General features: G+C 63.5%; 16 protein-coding genes. 4 read left to right on the forward strand and 12 right to left on the reverse strand.

The genetic code is table 11. From position 1 onward, the window contains the following. The first annotated feature begins 258 nt into the window (after positions 1-258). Positions 259-1,875: a methyl-accepting chemotaxis protein gene (locus ACE3SE_RS03140; protein ID WP_374553852.1), complete on the forward strand. Its 1,617-nt coding sequence runs from the start codon at positions 259-261 to the stop codon at positions 1,873-1,875. Between the two features lie 32 nt (positions 1,876-1,907). Here the strand turns inward: ACE3SE_RS03140 and ACE3SE_RS03145 are convergent, their stop codons facing one another. Next, entirely contained in the window at positions 1,908-2,075 is a 168-nt protein-coding gene (locus ACE3SE_RS03145) for a hypothetical protein (RefSeq protein WP_165494118.1), read from the reverse strand. A 417-nt stretch (positions 2,076-2,492) separates the two neighbouring features. On the opposite strand from ACE3SE_RS03145, the gene ACE3SE_RS03150 reads away from it, so the two are divergent. Continuing rightward, positions 2,493-3,713, forward strand: a complete 1,221-nt coding sequence (locus ACE3SE_RS03150; RefSeq protein ID WP_374553853.1) for a Zn-dependent hydrolase — start codon at positions 2,493-2,495, stop codon at positions 3,711-3,713. Here the strand turns inward: ACE3SE_RS03150 and ACE3SE_RS03155 are convergent. The 5 genes from ACE3SE_RS03155 to ACE3SE_RS03175 form a co-directional block, all read right to left on the reverse strand. Continuing rightward, the gene (locus ACE3SE_RS03155) at positions 3,699-4,919 is read right to left on the reverse strand and encodes a GGDEF domain-containing protein (protein ID WP_374553854.1); all 1,221 of its coding nucleotides are present in this window, start codon (positions 4,917-4,919) and stop codon (positions 3,699-3,701) included. The genes ACE3SE_RS03150 and ACE3SE_RS03155 overlap by 15 nt on opposite strands. A 117-nt stretch (positions 4,920-5,036) precedes the next feature. Then, entirely contained in the window at positions 5,037-5,381 is a 345-nt protein-coding gene (locus ACE3SE_RS03160) for a cupin domain-containing protein (RefSeq protein WP_374553856.1), read from the reverse strand. Positions 5,382-5,577: 196 nt separating this feature from the next. Further along, entirely contained in the window at positions 5,578-6,975 is a 1,398-nt protein-coding gene (locus tag ACE3SE_RS03165) for an NAD(P)/FAD-dependent oxidoreductase (protein WP_374553858.1), read from the reverse strand. A gap of 32 nt (positions 6,976-7,007) precedes the next feature. Next, positions 7,008-7,835 carry an AraC family transcriptional regulator gene (locus tag ACE3SE_RS03170; protein WP_374553860.1) on the reverse strand — a complete coding sequence of 276 codons (828 nt, stop codon included), beginning with the start codon at positions 7,833-7,835 and terminating at the stop codon, positions 7,008-7,010. Positions 7,836-7,917: 82 nt separating this feature from the next. After that, a complete protein-coding gene (locus tag ACE3SE_RS03175) occupies positions 7,918-8,853 on the reverse strand; it encodes a LysR family transcriptional regulator (protein WP_374553862.1) in 936 nt (311 codons plus the stop codon). A gap of 101 nt (positions 8,854-8,954) precedes the next feature. Between ACE3SE_RS03175 and ACE3SE_RS03180 the strand changes: the two genes are divergently transcribed. Continuing rightward, on the forward strand, positions 8,955-10,265 hold the full coding sequence (locus ACE3SE_RS03180) for a D-serine ammonia-lyase (protein WP_374553864.1): 1,311 nt from the start codon (positions 8,955-8,957) through the stop codon (positions 10,263-10,265). Here the strand turns inward: ACE3SE_RS03180 and ACE3SE_RS03185 are convergent. From ACE3SE_RS03185 to ACE3SE_RS03200, 4 genes are all read right to left on the reverse strand, one after another. After that, positions 10,251-12,029, reverse strand: coding sequence for an ABC transporter transmembrane domain-containing protein (locus ACE3SE_RS03185; protein WP_045848415.1), 1,779 nt, complete (start codon positions 12,027-12,029; stop codon positions 10,251-10,253). The genes ACE3SE_RS03180 and ACE3SE_RS03185 overlap by 15 nt on opposite strands. 124 nt (positions 12,030-12,153) lie before the next feature. Then, positions 12,154-12,342 carry a YgaP family membrane protein gene (locus tag ACE3SE_RS03190; RefSeq protein ID WP_045848416.1) on the reverse strand — a complete coding sequence of 63 codons (189 nt, stop codon included), beginning with the start codon at positions 12,340-12,342 and terminating at the stop codon, positions 12,154-12,156. A gap of 194 nt (positions 12,343-12,536) precedes the next feature. Beyond that, entirely contained in the window at positions 12,537-13,193 is a 657-nt protein-coding gene (locus ACE3SE_RS03195) for a Crp/Fnr family transcriptional regulator (RefSeq protein ID WP_374553867.1), read from the reverse strand. After that, complete coding sequence (locus ACE3SE_RS03200) at positions 13,190-13,765, reverse strand: 3'-5' exonuclease (RefSeq protein ID WP_374553868.1); 576 nt, start codon at positions 13,763-13,765, stop codon at positions 13,190-13,192. Before ACE3SE_RS03200 ends, ACE3SE_RS03195 begins: the two co-directional genes overlap by 4 nt. A gap of 339 nt (positions 13,766-14,104) precedes the next feature. Between ACE3SE_RS03200 and ACE3SE_RS03205 the strand changes: the two genes are divergently transcribed. Continuing rightward, positions 14,105-14,800, forward strand: a complete 696-nt coding sequence (locus tag ACE3SE_RS03205) for a MarC family protein (RefSeq protein WP_374553870.1) — start codon at positions 14,105-14,107, stop codon at positions 14,798-14,800. On the opposite strand, the gene ACE3SE_RS03210 is transcribed toward ACE3SE_RS03205, so the two are convergent. Continuing rightward, positions 14,797-15,663 carry an alpha/beta hydrolase gene (locus ACE3SE_RS03210; RefSeq protein ID WP_374553872.1) on the reverse strand — a complete coding sequence of 289 codons (867 nt, stop codon included), beginning with the start codon at positions 15,661-15,663 and terminating at the stop codon, positions 14,797-14,799. The genes ACE3SE_RS03205 and ACE3SE_RS03210 overlap by 4 nt on opposite strands. A 110-nt stretch (positions 15,664-15,773) precedes the next feature. Beyond that, positions 15,774-16,760: an amidohydrolase family protein gene (locus tag ACE3SE_RS03215; protein WP_374553873.1), complete on the reverse strand. Its 987-nt coding sequence runs from the start codon at positions 16,758-16,760 to the stop codon at positions 15,774-15,776. Between the last annotated feature and the right edge of the window lie 8 nt (positions 16,761-16,768).

A 16,768-nucleotide genomic window follows, 5' to 3' on the forward strand; every position in this document is an offset into this window, starting at 1 on the left:
GATATTAAACAATTGCAGTAGTAAACCGGCGATGCAGAATAAGCGTTCTGTTATAGTCATGGCGGGACAGTTCCACCGCTTTGACATGCATGCCACAGTTGCCGGCTATGCTGCTTGCATTAATTTCATCTGCAACGCACATGGCATAAAGTAAGATTTTCTGGCTACTAGTAACGACGCTAAAACCTTTTAGTATTGCGTGTCGAGTTGTGCATTATCTGAAGCGGCAGTGAAACATCATTCATTTCGGGGTTCACCATGACGATTACCAAAAAATTGTTGCTGACTTTAGCCATTGCCCTGGCCTGCATGTTGCTGGTGGGGGGCTATGCCATCAAGGAGCTGCATGCCGCCCAGCAGCGCTTTGCCTATGTACAGAGCGAAACGCTGCCTAATCTGCGCGTGATGCAAAGCACCTTGCGTGCCGTGGCCGACATCCGGGCTAATACCCTGCGCCATGTGCTGGCCAATAGCGCCGAGCAGAAAGCAACGGCGGAAAAGAACCTGGCAGATGCCGACCAGCGCTTTGACAAGCAGATGAACGATTACCACATCAATGACAGGGCCAGCGCCGAAGACCGCCAGTTGCTGGAGGCGGAAAAAACCATGATGACGCAATACCGCGAGGGGCGTAGCCGCATCCTGGCGCTGTCGCGCAGCAACCAGACCGAGCAGGCTTCCGCCCTCATCAACGGTGATTTTTCCAGCACCGCCGTGCAGCTGATGGAAGCAGTGCAAGCCCATTCCAAGTTTAATTACCAGCAGGCGGACCAGCTGGCGGCGGACAACGACCACACCTTCAATCAGGTGCTGACCGTGGCCATCACCCTGATGGTGCTGGCCGTGGCACTCACCAGCGTGCTGGCCACCTTGCTGTACCGCAATATCCGCAACGGGCTGAGCAATATTGAAAACACCATCGAGCAGGTCAGCAGCCAGCAGGATTTCCGCCTGCGCGCCAAGGCAGACAGCCAGGATGAAATCGGCCGTACCGCCAGTGCCTTCAACCGCCTGCTGGAAAGCCTGCAAGGGGCCATGCGCCAGCTGGGTGATGGTTCGCGCCAGGTAAAGCATGCGGCACAGGAGCTGTCACAAACTGCGGGTGAGGTGTCCATGGCTGCCGGTGCGCAAAGCGAGGCATCAGCCAATATTGCCGCCACCATCGAGCAGATGACGGTCAGCATCAACCACGTTGCCGCGCAGTCGGTGGAGCAAAGCGCTGGTGCCAAATCGTCCCAGGAGCTGGTGGTGGAAAGCAGCAGCATCATCGAACAGACCATCCGCGACATTCACCAGATTTCGCAGGTGGTGACGGTGTCTGCCGGCAGCATTCATGAAATGGAAACCCATAGCGGCGAGGTGGCCACGGTCATCAACGTGATTCGCGACATTGCCGACCAGACCAATCTGCTGGCGCTCAACGCCGCCATCGAGGCCGCACGCGCTGGCGAACAGGGCCGCGGCTTTGCCGTGGTGGCCGACGAAGTGCGCAAGCTGGCGGAGCGCACCACCAAATCCACCCAGGAAATTTCCTCCACCATTGAAGCCATGTTGGGCAATGCCAGCCATGCCACCATGCAAATGCAAAAGGCGGAGGAGCTGGTGAAGGTGGGCGTCACCCGTGCCGACCAGGCAGCAGATGCGATGCGCCGTATCGGCCAGCTGGCTGGGTCCGCCGTGCAGGGTAGCGATGCAGTAGCCGCCGCCATTCAGCAGCAGGGCGAGGCCAGCAATAATATTGCCGCCATGGTGGAGCGCACGGCCCAGGCATCGGAAGAGGCCAGCGCCGCCGCGCAGAACACCGCGCAAAGTGCGGCACAGCTGGACCAGCTGGCCCGCATGCAGGCAGATATCCTGGCGCGTTATCAGGTATAGGGTGCCTGACGCAGGCCTGGCACCGCAGGGAGTCAGGCCTTGGTATTGATCATCGAACCCAGGGTGCCACCCTGGTTTTTAGGCTGATCGTCCGCCGGGCTGGTGGCCGCCGGAGTAGCAGGCGGGGTCTGGCGATTGGTGCTATTGGTCTTGGGGGCATAGCTGTTGTAATTGCTGACCGGGGAAATCGGCATGGCCATGGTGTGCTCCTGATAAACGGTAAATGGTGGCGATGGCTGCTGCCTTTGCAATTTTGATGCCAGCGTTATTTATGCAAATTTGTTCTTTATAATCAGTTCTTTACATTTCTTTACGCCCATTTTTTCCGCCCACTGGCAATCTTTGCCGCCCGGCGGCATGTCCTTGCCAAACCAGTGCCGGGCGCTCAGCAGGCCTGCGTCCGCCGCAAGCTTCCGGCAGCATAACCAGACAAGTCCGCAATACATTCCAGCATCAGTGATGGAACTGTCCCTGCCACCCTGCTGTGATAGCAGGCTCTACCCTGAAGCGCGTCCTGCCTGCTGCTTTAGTCCGCCGCTGTCCATCCCCGGTATGCCAACGGCTCGCAGTGGCAAGACGCGCGCAGAACCTTGCCCGCTTTCCACAGGAGATCCGCCATGCTGCATGTCAACGGCCCGCGCTTATGGGACAGCCTGATGACCATGGCAACGATAGGTGCCACTGCCAATGGTGGTGTGCAGCGGCTGGCCTTGTCGGCAGAGGACTTTGCCGCGCGTGCCGTGCTGGCCGATTGGTGCCATCAGGCCGGAATGAGCGTGGATAGCGATGCCATCGGCAATCTGTTTGCCCGGCGCGAAGGGCGGAACCCGCAGGCGGCACCGGTAGTGATGGGCAGCCATCTGGACAGCCCGCCTGACGGTGGGCGTTTTGATGGCAGCGTGGGCGTACTGGCCGCGCTGGAGGTGGTCCGCAGCCTGAACGATGCCGGCATCACCACCGCCAGGCCGCTGGAGATTGTGGTGTGGACCAATCAGCAAGGCAGCCGCTTTGCACCGGCCATGCTGGGTTCCGCCGTGTTTGCCGGTCTGCTGCCACTGGCCAGCGCCCAGGTGGTGGAGGACATGTACGGCGTCAGCCTGGGTACCGCCCTGTCCGGCCACAGTGGCAGCCTGCCGCTGGGGCGGGCGCTGGATGCCTATTTCGAACTGCATATCGAGCAAGGGCCCATTCTGGAACGGGCCGGGCTGGACATTGGCGTGGTCACCGGCAGCCAGGCCATTTGCTGGCTGGATGCCACGCTGGAGGGGCTGGCCGCCCACGCCGGCACCACCCCCATGGCCTTGCGCAAGGATGCCCTGTTTGCCGCGGCGTCCATGGTGTGCCAGCTGGAGCGGCTGGCGGCCGACTTTCAACCCGGCGGCATGGTGACGGTTGGGCAATTGCAGATTGCGCGGGCGGCGCGCAACAGCGTACCCGGCCAGTTAAGCTTCAGCATCGACCTGCGTCACCCGGACGAAGACAGCATGCATGCGCTGCGCAGCTGCTGTAGCGACAGCCTGCATGCCATTGCCCGGGCGCGCGGTATCGGGCTTACCCTGCGCCAGCGCTGGTACAGCCCGGCGGTGCATTTTGATGACAGCTGTGTGGCAGCCTTGCGTGAGGCTGGCAGGCAGTGGGGCTACCGCCAGCAGGACATGGTGAGCGGTGCCGGTCACGATGCCATTCATCTGGCTGCGCAATGTCCCAGCGCCATGCTGTTCATTCCCTGCCATCAGGGCATCAGCCATCACGAAGCGGAAAACGTCAGCCCGGAAGCAGTCAACAAGGGGGCCAATGTGCTGCTGCACGCAGTGTTGCAGCGTTCAAACCGGGATTGATTCGGCCTGCCAGGCCACGGAGGTGTCGGCCAGTTGGGCCTGATTGCGCCCCAGCTGCTTGGCGCGGTACAGCATGCGGTCGCAGCAGGCCAGCAGGTCGCTCGCCTGTTGCAAGCCGGCAATGCTGGACACGGCGGCACCCAGGCTGATGGTGAGATGCTGCAAACCATCCGGCCGGTACTGGTGGGTCACTTCCAGTGCTGCCACCTGTTGCAACAGCCGCTGGGCAATGTGCTGTAGCTCATCCTGGCTGCCGCTTTGCAGCAGGATGGCAAACTCCTCGCCGCCATAGCGGAAGGCGCGGGCCTGACCGCTACGCAGGCAGCTGACCATGGCGCTGGCCACATCGGCCAGGATATGGTCGCCCGCCTGGTGGCCGTAGTGGTCGTTATACGGTTTGAAATAATCAATATCCACCAGCAGCAGGGCAAAGGGGCGGCCATGCTGGCGCATTTGCAGCCAGAACTCCTCCAGCTGCACATCAAAGGCCCGGCGATTCCCCACCCGGGTGAGCGCATCGGTGGAGGCCAGCGTGTGCAGGCGCTGGTTGAGCAAGGACAGTTCGTGCTTGCGCCGCCGCTGTTCCTGCGCGGCATAAAACGCCAGCCGCACGCTGGTGGTGGTGTTCCAGCTCATGAACAGGCAAAACAGCAGCACCGGCAGATACACCAGCGAGAACACCAGCAGCGGCTTGCTGTTGTGTGGATTCATCAGCGCCACATTACTGATGATGGCCAACGAAATGGCCAGCGAGCTGACCACCGCGCCCTTGAACGACACCCGTACGCCCAGGTTGGCAAACACGATGAAAATGAGCGAGGCATACAGAAAGGTGGGCACGTCCGGCGAGTGGCTGCGCTTGAGCAGCTCGAACCAGGCCAGGGTGGCAATCAGGTCGTGCACCGGCATCAGCTGGTCCATCAGCAGCACATTGCGGCTACGGCCGAACACCAGCCAGATATTGAACAGCGCAATCAGCAGCAGCACGCTGCGCACCAGCAGGGACGCGGACGCCATGTCCGGAATCAGCAGCGCATCGGCCAGCACATAGGAAAAGAAAGCGAAGGCCGCAACAATATTGGTCAGCAGCAAAAAGGGGCGGTGCTGACGCTGGATGTAATGCTCGAATTCCGGCCACAGGGCGGCGGGAATACGCACCCGCCAGCGGATGCGCATGGCGGCAAGCAGGTTGGCAACGACACTCATGGCGGCAACTTGTGCTGCCAGGCGGCAGCCAGCAAAAGACAGCACCCAGTTTAGGACAAGCCTCCTGCCCCGTCTAGGCAGTCGTCATGACAGCTGAAAGGTGCGCAGCCCTAGCCGTCAGTCCGGTAACAGTACATAGGTTTTGCGCACCGTTTCGCTGACTTCCCACACCCCGCTGCTATTGGCCGGGAAGTACAGGGCATCGCCAGCGGCAATGTCAATTGGGCTGCCCTCATCTGGAATGAAGCGGCAGCGCCCCTGCACAAAATGGCAGAACTCGGCCTGCATGACCTGCCGCCGCCAGCGTCCCGGCGTGCACTCCCACACCCCTGTCTCCACCCCGTCCGGCCGTTCCACGGCATGCACCGCCACGGTGGACAGCGGCTCGCCCAGTGGCACGGCCACCGGGGTGGGGGTGGACAGGATGGCGTGATGGCTGTCCGGCAAATGGGTAATCGACATGGTGTGCTCCGGTGGTAGATAGGGAAATCGATAAAACGGGCTTAGACCCGCTCACAAAACCCCCGATTCTGCGTTGCGCCGACTTGCCGTACTCACTGTACTGTCTTCGTCGGCGCGCCTTGACTCGGGTGCTCTACGAGGTATTGTTAGCGGCTCTTAGCGCGGCTGACAAAATAGCCTGGCGTCCCTGCGGCGCTTACTGCATCAGCCCTTCCATATAGCTGGCTACGCGCATGGCCAGACAGCGTCGCCACGGCGCGCTGGCCGGCTGGTTCAGCGCGCGGTCTTCGCGCACAAAGCTCTGGATGATGGCGTTGTAGCCCAGCCAGCGCAATGGCTCAGGTTCCCAGCGGCTAAGGCTGCCGGGCTGGCGCACCCAGGGCTGGCGGGTGAGCAGGCTGTCGCGCCCCAGCATCAGGTCGGCCAGGGTGCGGCCCGCCAGATTGCTGGCCCCCACGCCCTCGCCACCATAGCCACCGGCCCAGGCCAGGCCCTGGCTGGCATCGCACACCATATGCGGCTGAAAGCGCCGCGCCACGCCCAGATTGCCACCCCAGCCATGGCTGATGCCCACCTTGTCCAGCATGGGGAACAGTTCCACCATCAACTGGCGGCGCAGCGCGATTTCGTCTGCGGTCAGGGTAAAGTCCTGGCGCAGCTTGCCACCAAAGCGGTAACCACCACGGGCACCGAATACCAGCCGGTTGTCGCGGGTGCGCTGGCCATAGCTGACCTGGCGGCTGTTTTCGCTGAAGGCTTCGCCGTGACGCAGACCAATTTCCTCCAACAGCGCGTCGGACAAGGGTTCGGTGGCGATGATCAGGCTTTGTACCGGCAGCTGGTATTGGCCGAAGGGTGGCAGCGTGGCGGCATAGCCTTCCACCGCCGGTACCAGCCAGCGCGCCTGCACCCGGCCTTGCGCGGTGTGCAGTACACCGGGCTGCCAGTGGGTAACGCGGGATTGTTCGTAAATCTGCACGCCCAGCCGCTCTACACAGTCCGCCAGGCCACGTACCAGCCGGGCGGGCTGAATGGTGGCCACATGCGGCGAATACACAGCGCCATACGGGGTGGCCAGCCGCAGTTGCTGGTTCAGCTGGGCCACATCCAGCCAGCGGTAATCGTCCTCGCCATGGCCGTGGGCGCGCCAGTCTGCCAGTTGCTGGCGCAGGCGGGCTTCCTGCTCCGGGTAGCGTGCGGCGCAATACAGCACGCCGCCCTTGCGGTAGTGGCAATCAATGCCTTCGCGGGCGATCACCCGGCCCACTTCATCCGGAATGTCGTGCAGCAGGGCGCGGCTGTGGGCGCGTGCTTCCGGGTTCAGCCCGGCCAGCAAGCGGTCCTCGCCCAGCACTTCGCCAATCACCCAGCCACCATTGCGGCCGGAGGCGCCAAAGCCGGCAATCTCAGCTTCCAGCACCACCACGCGCAGCGCCGGCAGTTGCTGCTTCAGGTAATAGGCAGTCCACAGCCCGGTATAACCGGCCCCGACAATGGCCACATCGGCTTCGATATCGCCAGCAAGCGCCGGGCGCGGTGACAGGCTGTCACCCAGTTGTTCCATCCACAGGCTGATAGGGGGGCTGGCGGCCATCGTCGGTTCTCCCGTTATTGATGTCCCCAAGCTTATGCAGCGGGGTCGGCCTCTGTCGTCGCTGCGTGCCCGCGCGGAAAACGGCGCAGCCAGGCCGCGGGTGACAGGCCGGTATGCTGGCGGAAGCAGCGGTAGAACACCGACAGCGAGTTGAAACCGGCGGCAAAGGCCAGTTCGTCCATGCGTACCTTGCCGCTGGCGGGCAGGTGGTCCAGCACATGCTGTAGCCGCGCCTGGTTCACATAGCCGTAAAAGCTTTGCCCAAGCACCTGGTTGAGCAGGTAGGACAGCTGGTTGCGGCTGTAACCGGTGGCCGCCGCCACGGCGGCCAGATTGCAGTCGGCCTGCAGATAGGGCCGGGCCTGCCGGAAATAGCCGTGCAGTTCATCCGCCATGCGTCCCAGTTGCCGTGCCGACAGGCCCAGCTTTTGCAAGGGTTGCTGGCTGGCCGGGCGGCCTTGTCCCTGCGGCCCTTGTTGCAGGGTGGCGTACTCGCGCACCTGCCAGATCAGCCCGTCGCGCACGGTGATGGCCTCGCTGCTGTTAAAGCACACCAGCCCCTTGCCGCCTTGCAATACCAGCTGGTACTGGATGAAGGCGGTATCGCCATCCACCCGGATGCGGTCGATGTGTTCCAGCCGCTCCGCCTCGCCCTGCGGCAGGGAGGACAGCACGTAATCGCGCAGCTGGCCGTGGTGGAATACCCGGTTTTGCAGGAAGTCGTGATAGGCAATGTCGGGATGGTACAGCGCCAGGATGTCCTCCAGCTGCCGCTGCTTCCACGCCAGGTGATAGCGCAGCACCACCTGATGGGTGGCGGGCAGAAAACCCTGGCTGTCCGGTGTTGATGGCTGCTTCATGGTGGCGGGTGGTGAAAACAGGAAAAATCAATGTAGTGCAAAGCACGGTGACGGGCCAGTTTTACCCTGCCCGTCTCCCCGTTCACACCCCCAGCAGCAGCTGGCGCTGGCGCACAAACTGCTGGCAGGCCTGCTGCAGCCACTGGCTGAACAGCTGTACCCGGCGGTCTTCCGGGTGCAGGCAGCGCAACACATAACGTGCCGGTGCGGCCACCGTGGCAGGAAACACCTGTTGCAAGCGCCCTTGCTGCAGCAGTTCCAGCACCTGGGCAGCACGCGCCATGGCCACGCCCTGCCCCTGACAGGCTGCCGCCAGCGACAGGCTGGCCAGATTGTATTCCCGCTCCTGCCATGGCGCGGGGGCAAAGCGGAATTCCTCTGCCGCGCCTTGCTGCCAGCAGTCCCACTCGGCAAATGGCGGCGCACCATCCCAGGCGGCGCTGTCATGCAGGCGCGTCAGTGAGCTGCCGGTGTGGGCCGGGTCGGGATGGGCAGAGAGCCAGTCCGGGCTGGCCACCGGCAGCAGCACTTCATCCAGCAGGGGAATACCGGGCAGATCGGCCATCTCGTCCGGGTCGTAGCGGATGCTGATATCCACTCCGCCAGCCAGCATGTCCTGCCGGCTCATGCGCTGGAATTCGGCACGCAGCCGAACCTGGATGGCCGGGTATTGCTGCTGGAAGGCGCTCAGGCGCGGCATCAGCCAGTCCAGCGCAAAGGACGGTGCACAGCTGATTTGCACTACGCTGTCCTGCTGCGCCAGCTGCTGCAAAGTGGCGTCGATGTCTTGCAAGGCGGTGCTGACGGTGCGGTACAGCGTCTGGCCCTGGGCGGTGAGTTGCATGCGGCGGTGCTGACGCACGAACAGCGGGTAGCCCAGCCTTTGCTCCAGCTGGCGGATTTGCTGGCTGACCGCGCTCTGGGTCAGGTGCAGCTGACCGGCAGCGGCGGTGAAGCTGAGCAGGCGAGCCGCCACGTCAAAACAACGCAGGTGGGCCAGGATGGAAGCATCCAGCATTGGCATAAGCTCCACTAATGGATTCAGCAGCAAGTATCGCTGTTTTTGTGCAGCTGTGGCGCTCTAGAATGCAGTCTGCACATTCACCCGGAAGACACGCCATGCCCGCCACCCTGCCTGCCAGCCTATTAGCTGCCCTACAGTCAAAGCAAGCCCTGCTGTGGCTGAATCCCCGCTTGGGCAGCACCCTGCCTGCCAACGCCCCCACGGCGGAACAGGTGGGCGCGGCGGCGGCGCGGTTGCAGCGCTGTGCCGGTCTGCTGGCCATGCTGTTTCCCGAACTGGCCGCCACGCAGGGGCAGATCGAATCCCCCTTGCACGATGCCAGCGCGCTGTACGCCCGGCCGGAATACCGTGGCGTGCAGGGGCGGTGCTGGCTGAAGGGCGACCATGCACTGCCGGTGGCCGGTTCCATCAAGGCGCGTGGCGGTTTTCACGAGGTGCTGGCCCATGCCGAGGCGCTGGCCTTGCAGCACGGCGTGTTGCAACCGGAAGACGACCGCCGCCTGCTGGCAGGGGCAGCGGCGCGCAGCTTGTTTGCCAGCCATCGGGTAGTGGTGGGCAGCACCGGCAATCTGGGCCTGAGCATCGGCATCATGGCAGCGGCGCTGGGCTTTCAGGCCGTGGTGCATATGTCGGTGGAGGCCAAGGAGTGGAAAAAGGCGCGGCTGCGCCAGCGCGGGGTGACGGTGGTGGAACATGCCGGTGACTATGCCGCCGCAGTGGCGGCGGGCCGTGCCACTGCCGAGGCCGACCCGAACAGTTATTTTGTTGATGACGAACACTCGCTGCCGCTGCTGCTGGGTTATGCCGCCGCGGCGGCTCCACTGGCCGCACAGCTGGCGGCGCAGGGCGCAGTGGTGGATGCGGCCCACCCCCTGTTTGTCTACCTGCCTTGCGGGGTGGGTGGCGCACCGGGCGGCATCGCCCATGGCCTGAAGCTGTTGTTCGGCCCGCATATGCATTGTTTTTTTGCCGAACCGGTGGCCTCGCCCTGCATGCTGGTGCAGCTGGCCAGTGGCGGCGATGCGCCGCTCTCGGTGTACGACATCGGCCTGGACAACCGCACCGAGGCCGACGGGCTGGCGGTAGGCCTGGCTTCGCCCTTGGTCGCGCCCTTGATGCGGGCAGAGCTGAGCGGGGTGTTTACCGTTGGTGATGACGATCTGTTCCGCCTGCGCTTGCAGGTGGAAGACCACTGCCAGCTGGCGCTGGAGCCATCCGCTGCAGCGGCGATGCGTGGCCCCGACTGGCTATGCAATAGCACAGCCGGGCAGGCTTATCTGGCAGCGCACGGCCTGCAACAGCAGCTGGCGGATGCCCATCATGTGGTGTGGACCACTGGCGGGGCGCTGGTTCCGGCAGAGGAACACCAGCGCTTCCGCCAGCGCGGCCTGTCACTCGCCGGCTGAAGCGGCGGCAAACTGCAGGGCCGCCAGCCGCGCATACAAGGGCGAGCTGTGCAGCAGTTCCTCGTGCCGCCCCTGCGCCACGATGCGCCCGCCTTCCAGCACCACTATGCGGTCGGCCTCTTTCACCGTGGCCAGCCGGTGGGCAATCACCAGCGTGGTGCGATTGGCAGCGGCGCGCTCCAGTGCGCCTTGCACCAGTTGTTCGGATTCGGCATCCAGCGCGCTGGTGGCTTCGTCCAGCAGCAGGATGGGCGGGTTTTTCAGGATGGCGCGGGCAATGGCAATGCGCTGGCGCTGGCCACCAGACAGGCGCACGCCGCGCTCGCCCAGATAAGTGGCATAGCCTTGCGGCAGGGCCTGGATGAAGTCATGCGCCGCCGCCGCGCGGGCCGCGGCGTAGACTTCTTCATCCGTGGCATCCGGCCTGCCGTAGCGGATGTTCTCCAGCGCGCTGCTGCCAAAAATCACCGAATCCTGCAGTACCACGCCAATGTGCTGGCGCAAATCGGCCAGCGCCAGTTGGCGGATGTCGATGCCGCCCAGGGAAATCTGCCCCTGTTGCGGGTCGTAAAAACGCAGCAACAGCTGGAACAGCGTGGACTTGCCCGCACCGGACGGCCCTACCAGCGCCACGTGCTCGCCGGGTGCCAGTTCCAGATCAATCTGGCTGAGCGAGGGCTGCTCTGGCCGTGAGGGGTAGGCAAAGCTCACCTGCTGCAAACGCAGCCGCCCTGCCGTCGGCAAGGCGTGCGGGTGCTGTGGCTCGGTTACCGGCGAGGCCAGTTGCAGTAGCTCCATCAGCCGCTCGGTAGCCCCGGCGGCGCGTTGCACATCACCCCATACCTCGGCCACCGCGCCAATTGCCCCGGCAGTCACCACCGCATACAGGATGAACTGCGCCAGCAGGCCGCCGCTCATCTGCCCGGCCAGCACTTGCTGCGCGCCCAGCCACAGCACGAACACGATGGCACCGAAGATCAGCATGATCACCGCCACCGTCAGCAGCGAACGGGCGCGAATGCGCGCCAGCGCGGTGGCAAAGCTCAGCTCCACCGAGCCGACAAAGCGGCTGGCTTCCGCAGCCTGCTGGTTGAAGGCCTGCACGGTGGGAATGGCGTTCAGCACTTCACCGGCCATGGCGCTGGAATCGGCAATGCGGTCCTGACTGGACTTGGACAGCGCCCGCACGCGGCGGCCAAACAGCACGATGGGCAGTACCACCAGCAACAGCGTCACCAGAATGTAGCCGGTGAGGCTGGGGCTGGTCATGGCCAGCATCACCAGCCCGCCCAGCATCAGCAGCACATTGCGCAGGCCCATGGACAGGCTGGTGCCGATTACCGTCTGCACCAGCGTGGTGTCGGTAGTGAGGCGCGACAGCACTTCGCCGGTCTGGGTAGTTTCGAAATACTGCGGGCTCATGCTGATGACGTGGCGGTACACCGCACTGCGCACGTCCGCCGTCACCCGCTCGCCCAGCCAGGACACCAGGTAAAAACGCCCGGCGGTGGCCAGCGCCAGCACCACCGCCACGCCAAACAGCATCAGGAAATACTGGTTGATGTGACCGGCATTGCGGCTGGAAAAACCCTGGTCGATCAGCACGCGGAAGGCCATCGGCAATACCAGCGTGGAGACGGCGGCCACGGTGAGCGCCAGCAGGGCCAGCCAGGCGCGATGACGGTAGGGACGCAGAAAGGGCAGCAGCCCCAGCAAGGGGCTGATGCGTTGCAATAGCGGACGGGCAGGTGGTGTGGCAGACATGGGCAGACCCGGTGAAAACAAGGCTGTCAGGCTACACCATGCCACCGGCTACGGCCATTCGGGCAGGTCTGCACCTGCTGCTGACAATGGCGCAGCGCAGCAGCAGGGATTTTGCCAGCCGCGCTTACTTCAGCTTGCAGGTCTTGATGCCGAAGGGCAGATACGCCGGACACCAGCCAATCAGCCCGGTAGCCAGCGGCACCACGCCAATCCAGCCCCATACCGGCAGCAGGCCGGCCACGGTGGCGACGATCAGGGCAATACCAATCACGATGCGCAGGATGCGGTCGATGCCGCCTACATTCGGGGACATAGTGTTCTCCTCGGTTCAGGGCCATGCGGGATGGCGATGAGGAGATATTAGGACTTGCGGCAGCCCGCTTCAGTGACTAGGTCACACAGCGGCGCGGCCAGCCACAAGAGCCGCTAACAAAACCCCCGCTCCAGCGTTGCGCCGCCTTGGCCCGGGTTCTCTACGAGGTTGTGTTCGCAGCTCTGTACCACAGCCTACTTGCCGGCGAGCTGCTGCAAGGCGCCAGCATCCAGCAACTGCAACTGGCCACGGCCAAGGCGAATCCAGCCACGGCGCTCGAATTCCTTGAGCTGACGGCTGATCACCTCGCGCGCGCTGCCCAGCTCGGCCGCCAGTTCCTGATGGGTGGTGCTCAGTGCAGCCTGGCCACGGGCACGCTGCAACAGGCAGGCGGCCAAGCGCTGGTCGATACGGCCAAAGCTGACTTCCTCGATCAGCAACAGCAAATCGGCAATGCGGCTGCCATAGGCGCGGAATACGAAGTCGCGGAAGCTGGCGGAGTCGGCCAGCAATTGGCGAAATGCCGGAATCGGCAGCGCCTGGGCGTGGATGGCGGTTTCGGCCACGCCTTCGGCATCGTAGTCGTTACCGCTCATCAGGCAGGCGGTGGTGACAATGCAGGTCTGCCCGTTTTCCACCCGGTACAGGGTGATTTCGCGGCCGTTTTCGCCCACTTTCTGTACCCGGATTTGCCCTTGCAGCAAAAACAGATAGGCCTGACAGGGACTGCCTTCACGAAACAGTACCGTGCCTGCCGGGGCCTGCATGGCATGGCTGTGCGCCAGCAACTGGGTGCGGCTGGCCTCGTCCAGCGCATCCAGAATGGCAAAGTCGCGCGTCCAGTCGCTCATGCCGTGGTTTCCTGCAAGAGGCCACGGGCTTGCAGTTCCTGATACACGCGCAGCGCCACCCAGGCGTCGTTGCCGGCATAGGCCTGCTGCGCCGGGCTCAAGGGCAGGCGCGACCAGTTGGTGGTGGACAGTTTTTTCGACTTGCGGAAGTACTGGCCAAACAAGCGCGCCACCGCCTGCACCGCACCCACGGTGATGCGGGCATCGTCCGAGGGCAGCAGATTGCCCAGGTCGATCAGCCCGCCGCACTCCACCCCCAGCCGGCTTTTCAGCAGGGCGCGGTCGGATACCAGGTCGAAACCCACCAGCGGACGGGCCGGGTCGGCCAGCAAGGCTTTGATTTCCTCCGGCAGCACACCCTTCACCACCGGCACCAGCCAGGCGCACTGGCTGTCTGCCAGCTGGATCAGGTGCGGGCCGTCCGACTCCTCGCCCTTGCGGAAAGTGGGTTTGGATTCGGTATCAAAACCCAGCACCGGAGCCGCCAGCAGGGCAGGCAGGGCTGCGGCCAGGGCTGCCGGGCTGTCCAGCATGTATACCTGTTCCGGGGTCAGCGCCGGAAACAGTGGCATGGTCTTGATTTCTTCGCGGGGGATTTGCCGGGTGAGGGACATGACAGGCCTTGATGACAGGGATGGTGCCGCCCGGCAACAGGCTGGCGGCAAAGCTGCATGATACGGAATCCCCGGCGGCATTTCACCCCGTTTTCCTGTGCACACCCGTGTTGTGCTGCCTGGCCGGGCAATCAAGTGGGGGCTGGGAAGTTTCCCAAGATGGTATCGGAATGCGTAGATCAAGCCGGGTGGCACATTGAGGCCGCCGACAGGCCCGTGCTAGCGTCGCAAAACCGTGGCGACACGCCCTGCCAAGTTGCACGGCAAACCCTGCAATCACCCTCCCGGATGCCTGTCATGATTGCCTTGCTGGATGATTTCAATACCGTGCTGCACGCTGCTTTTGTGGGTTTCATCACCTTGTTTCCGGTGGTGGACCCGATAGGCACTGCCTTCATCGTCAACCCCTATTTCCGCCATCTGCCGCTGGATGAGCGCAAGCAGGCCATCCGCAAGATTGCATGGTACGCCATGCTGACGGTGATTGCCGCCTTGTTCATGGGACGCTGGATCCTGATGCTGTTCGGCCTGTCGATTCCGGTGGTGAAGCTGGCCGGCGGCATCATGATTTGCAAGATGGGCTGGACATCGCTCAGCAGCACGGCCAGCAGCCAGGACAAGTCGGCCAATAGCGCGGAATCGGCAGCAGTGGATGCCGGGCAAGCCAGCAGTGTGGAAAATGACCTGTTCTACCCGCTGTCCTTTCCGCTCACCGTGGGGCCGGGCACCATCTCGGTGGTGCTCACCCTCAGCGCGCACAGTTACAACGAAAGCTATGTCCGCTCGGCACTGAGCACCAGCGGGCTGATCATCGGCATGGCCGCCATGAGCGTGCTGATTTACCTGTGCTATCTGAATGCCGGGCAACTGGTGGCGCGGCTGGGGGCCGCATCGGAAAACATGATCAACCGCTTCATGGCCTTCCTGATTTTTGCCGTCGGCCTGCAAATTGCCTGGGGCGGGCTGCATGCGCTGATAGCACCTGCGGCCTAAACCCCTATCATGCGCAACAAGGCAAGGCTCAACGGGCTGTCGGCAACAGCCAGTTCATCCAGCAGGGAAAAATGGTTGTTGTGACTGTCCTCCACCAGCGTCACCTCCAGCCCCTTTGCGCTTGCGGCCTGATGATAAGCCAGCGTCTGATGCCGGAAACCGTCGGTTTCCTTGCCGCCTACACTCAACACCAGCTTGCCCGCCTGTGCCGCGGTGGGCAGGCAAAGCAGCGGGCTGAGCCGTGCGGCCTGATCGGGGTACAAGCGCAGCCAGTCGTTGACGTAGATGTCACACAGCGGGCGGATGTCATACAGGCCGCTCAGTGCCAGCACGCCCTTGATCACATCGGCTGGCAAGCCGTAATCCTGCTGCCAGTCCGGGGCAAACAGCATGCCCACCAGATGCCCGCCGGCAGAACTGCCTCCGACATGAATACGCTGCGGGTCAATGCCGTACTGGGCGGCATGCCGGTACAGCCAGGCTATGGCGCTGCGCACTTCGCGCACCGCCTCTGCCAGCGTGGCCTCGGGCAGCAGGGTGTATTCCACCGTGGCCAGCGCAATGCCATGCTGGTGCAGCACACCGGCCATGCCGCAGGCGTCCTCCTTGCTTTGCGAATGCCAATAGCCACCGTGAATGAAGACAAACAGCGGCGCGGGTTGCGCGCAGGCAGGGAACACGTCCAGCCGCTCGGCCTTGCCCATGCCATAAGGCAGGTCAACAATACCGGCCACCTCTGCCTTGGCCTGCCGCGCCAGGCGGGCGTAATTGGCCATGCAGGCGTCAAAATCCGCTACCGAGGCGCGGGCGTTGTATTGCACGGCACGGCTGGCCAGATCGGGAAACATCAGGTCGATTTTCATCGCAGACATCCATGCTACGGGAGGAAAGGGAAGCCAAGTTTATGAAAGGCAGGGACCGGCTGTCGCCGGATGGCGGTATGGCCCGATCCCTGCCGTCCAGCTTTGCCAACTCAATCCAGATTGAAGAACCGGCGAGCGTTGCTAGCCAGTAATTGCTGCTGTTGTCCCTCGCCCAGTCCGGCATGGCGGATCAGCGAACCCACCTGCTGTTCACCCAGCGGGAAGGGCGAATCGGAGCCCAGCATCACCCGCTCGCTACCCATGGTGTCCACCAGCAAACGCAGCGCCGCCGGATCAAAAATGGCGGAGTCGACATAAAAGCGGTCGACATAGCTGGACGGCTTGTTGGGGCAGTCTTCGCGCACGATGTCGCGCTGTTCCCAGGCGTTGTCCACCCGTCCCAGCAGGTAGGCAAAGCTGCCACCACCGTGGGCAAAGCAGATTTTCAGGCTGCGCGGCAAACGCTCGAAGGCACCGGACAGGATGAGCGACAGGATGGCCAGCTGGGTTTCCGCCGGCATGGCCACCAGCCAGGGCAGCATCCATTTTTTCATGCGCTGCTCGCCGCCCATCATGTCCCATGGATGCACCAGCACCGGGATGTTTTCTGCCGCACAATGGGCAAGAAAGGTGAGCAGGCCTGCGTTATCCAGGTCCAGCGGGCCAACGTGGTTGCCAATCTGCACCCCGACATGGCCGCAGTCACGCGCCCGGCTGGCTTCGCGGCAGGCCGCGTCAACATCCTGCAACGGCACCTGGGCCAGCACCTTCAGCCGCTTGGGCGCAATGGCGGCCATTTCCAGCGCCCGGTCATTCATCAGCTGTGCCCAGGGCAGCGCGCGTTCGATGGGCGCGTGGTAGCCGAACATCACCGGGGTGGCGCACATGATCTGGATGTCTATGCCCTGCCGGTCCAGGAATTCCAGCCGGCGCGCGCCATCCCATAGCGCGTCATACACCGGGCGAAACGGCCGATCGCCCACCATGATCTGCCCCTCCGCCCCCTGCGTCTGTAGCCAGGGGGCGCGCTGCGGGTCCAGCCGGGCGGCTTCGGCCTGGCTGATGCGCGGAAAGAAATGCGAGTGAATATCTATCATGATGCGTC

Origin of the sequence: Aquitalea pelogenes, assembly GCF_041914625.1 — a bacterium.
Classification (GTDB): domain Bacteria; phylum Pseudomonadota; class Gammaproteobacteria; order Burkholderiales; family Chromobacteriaceae; genus Aquitalea; species Aquitalea pelogenes.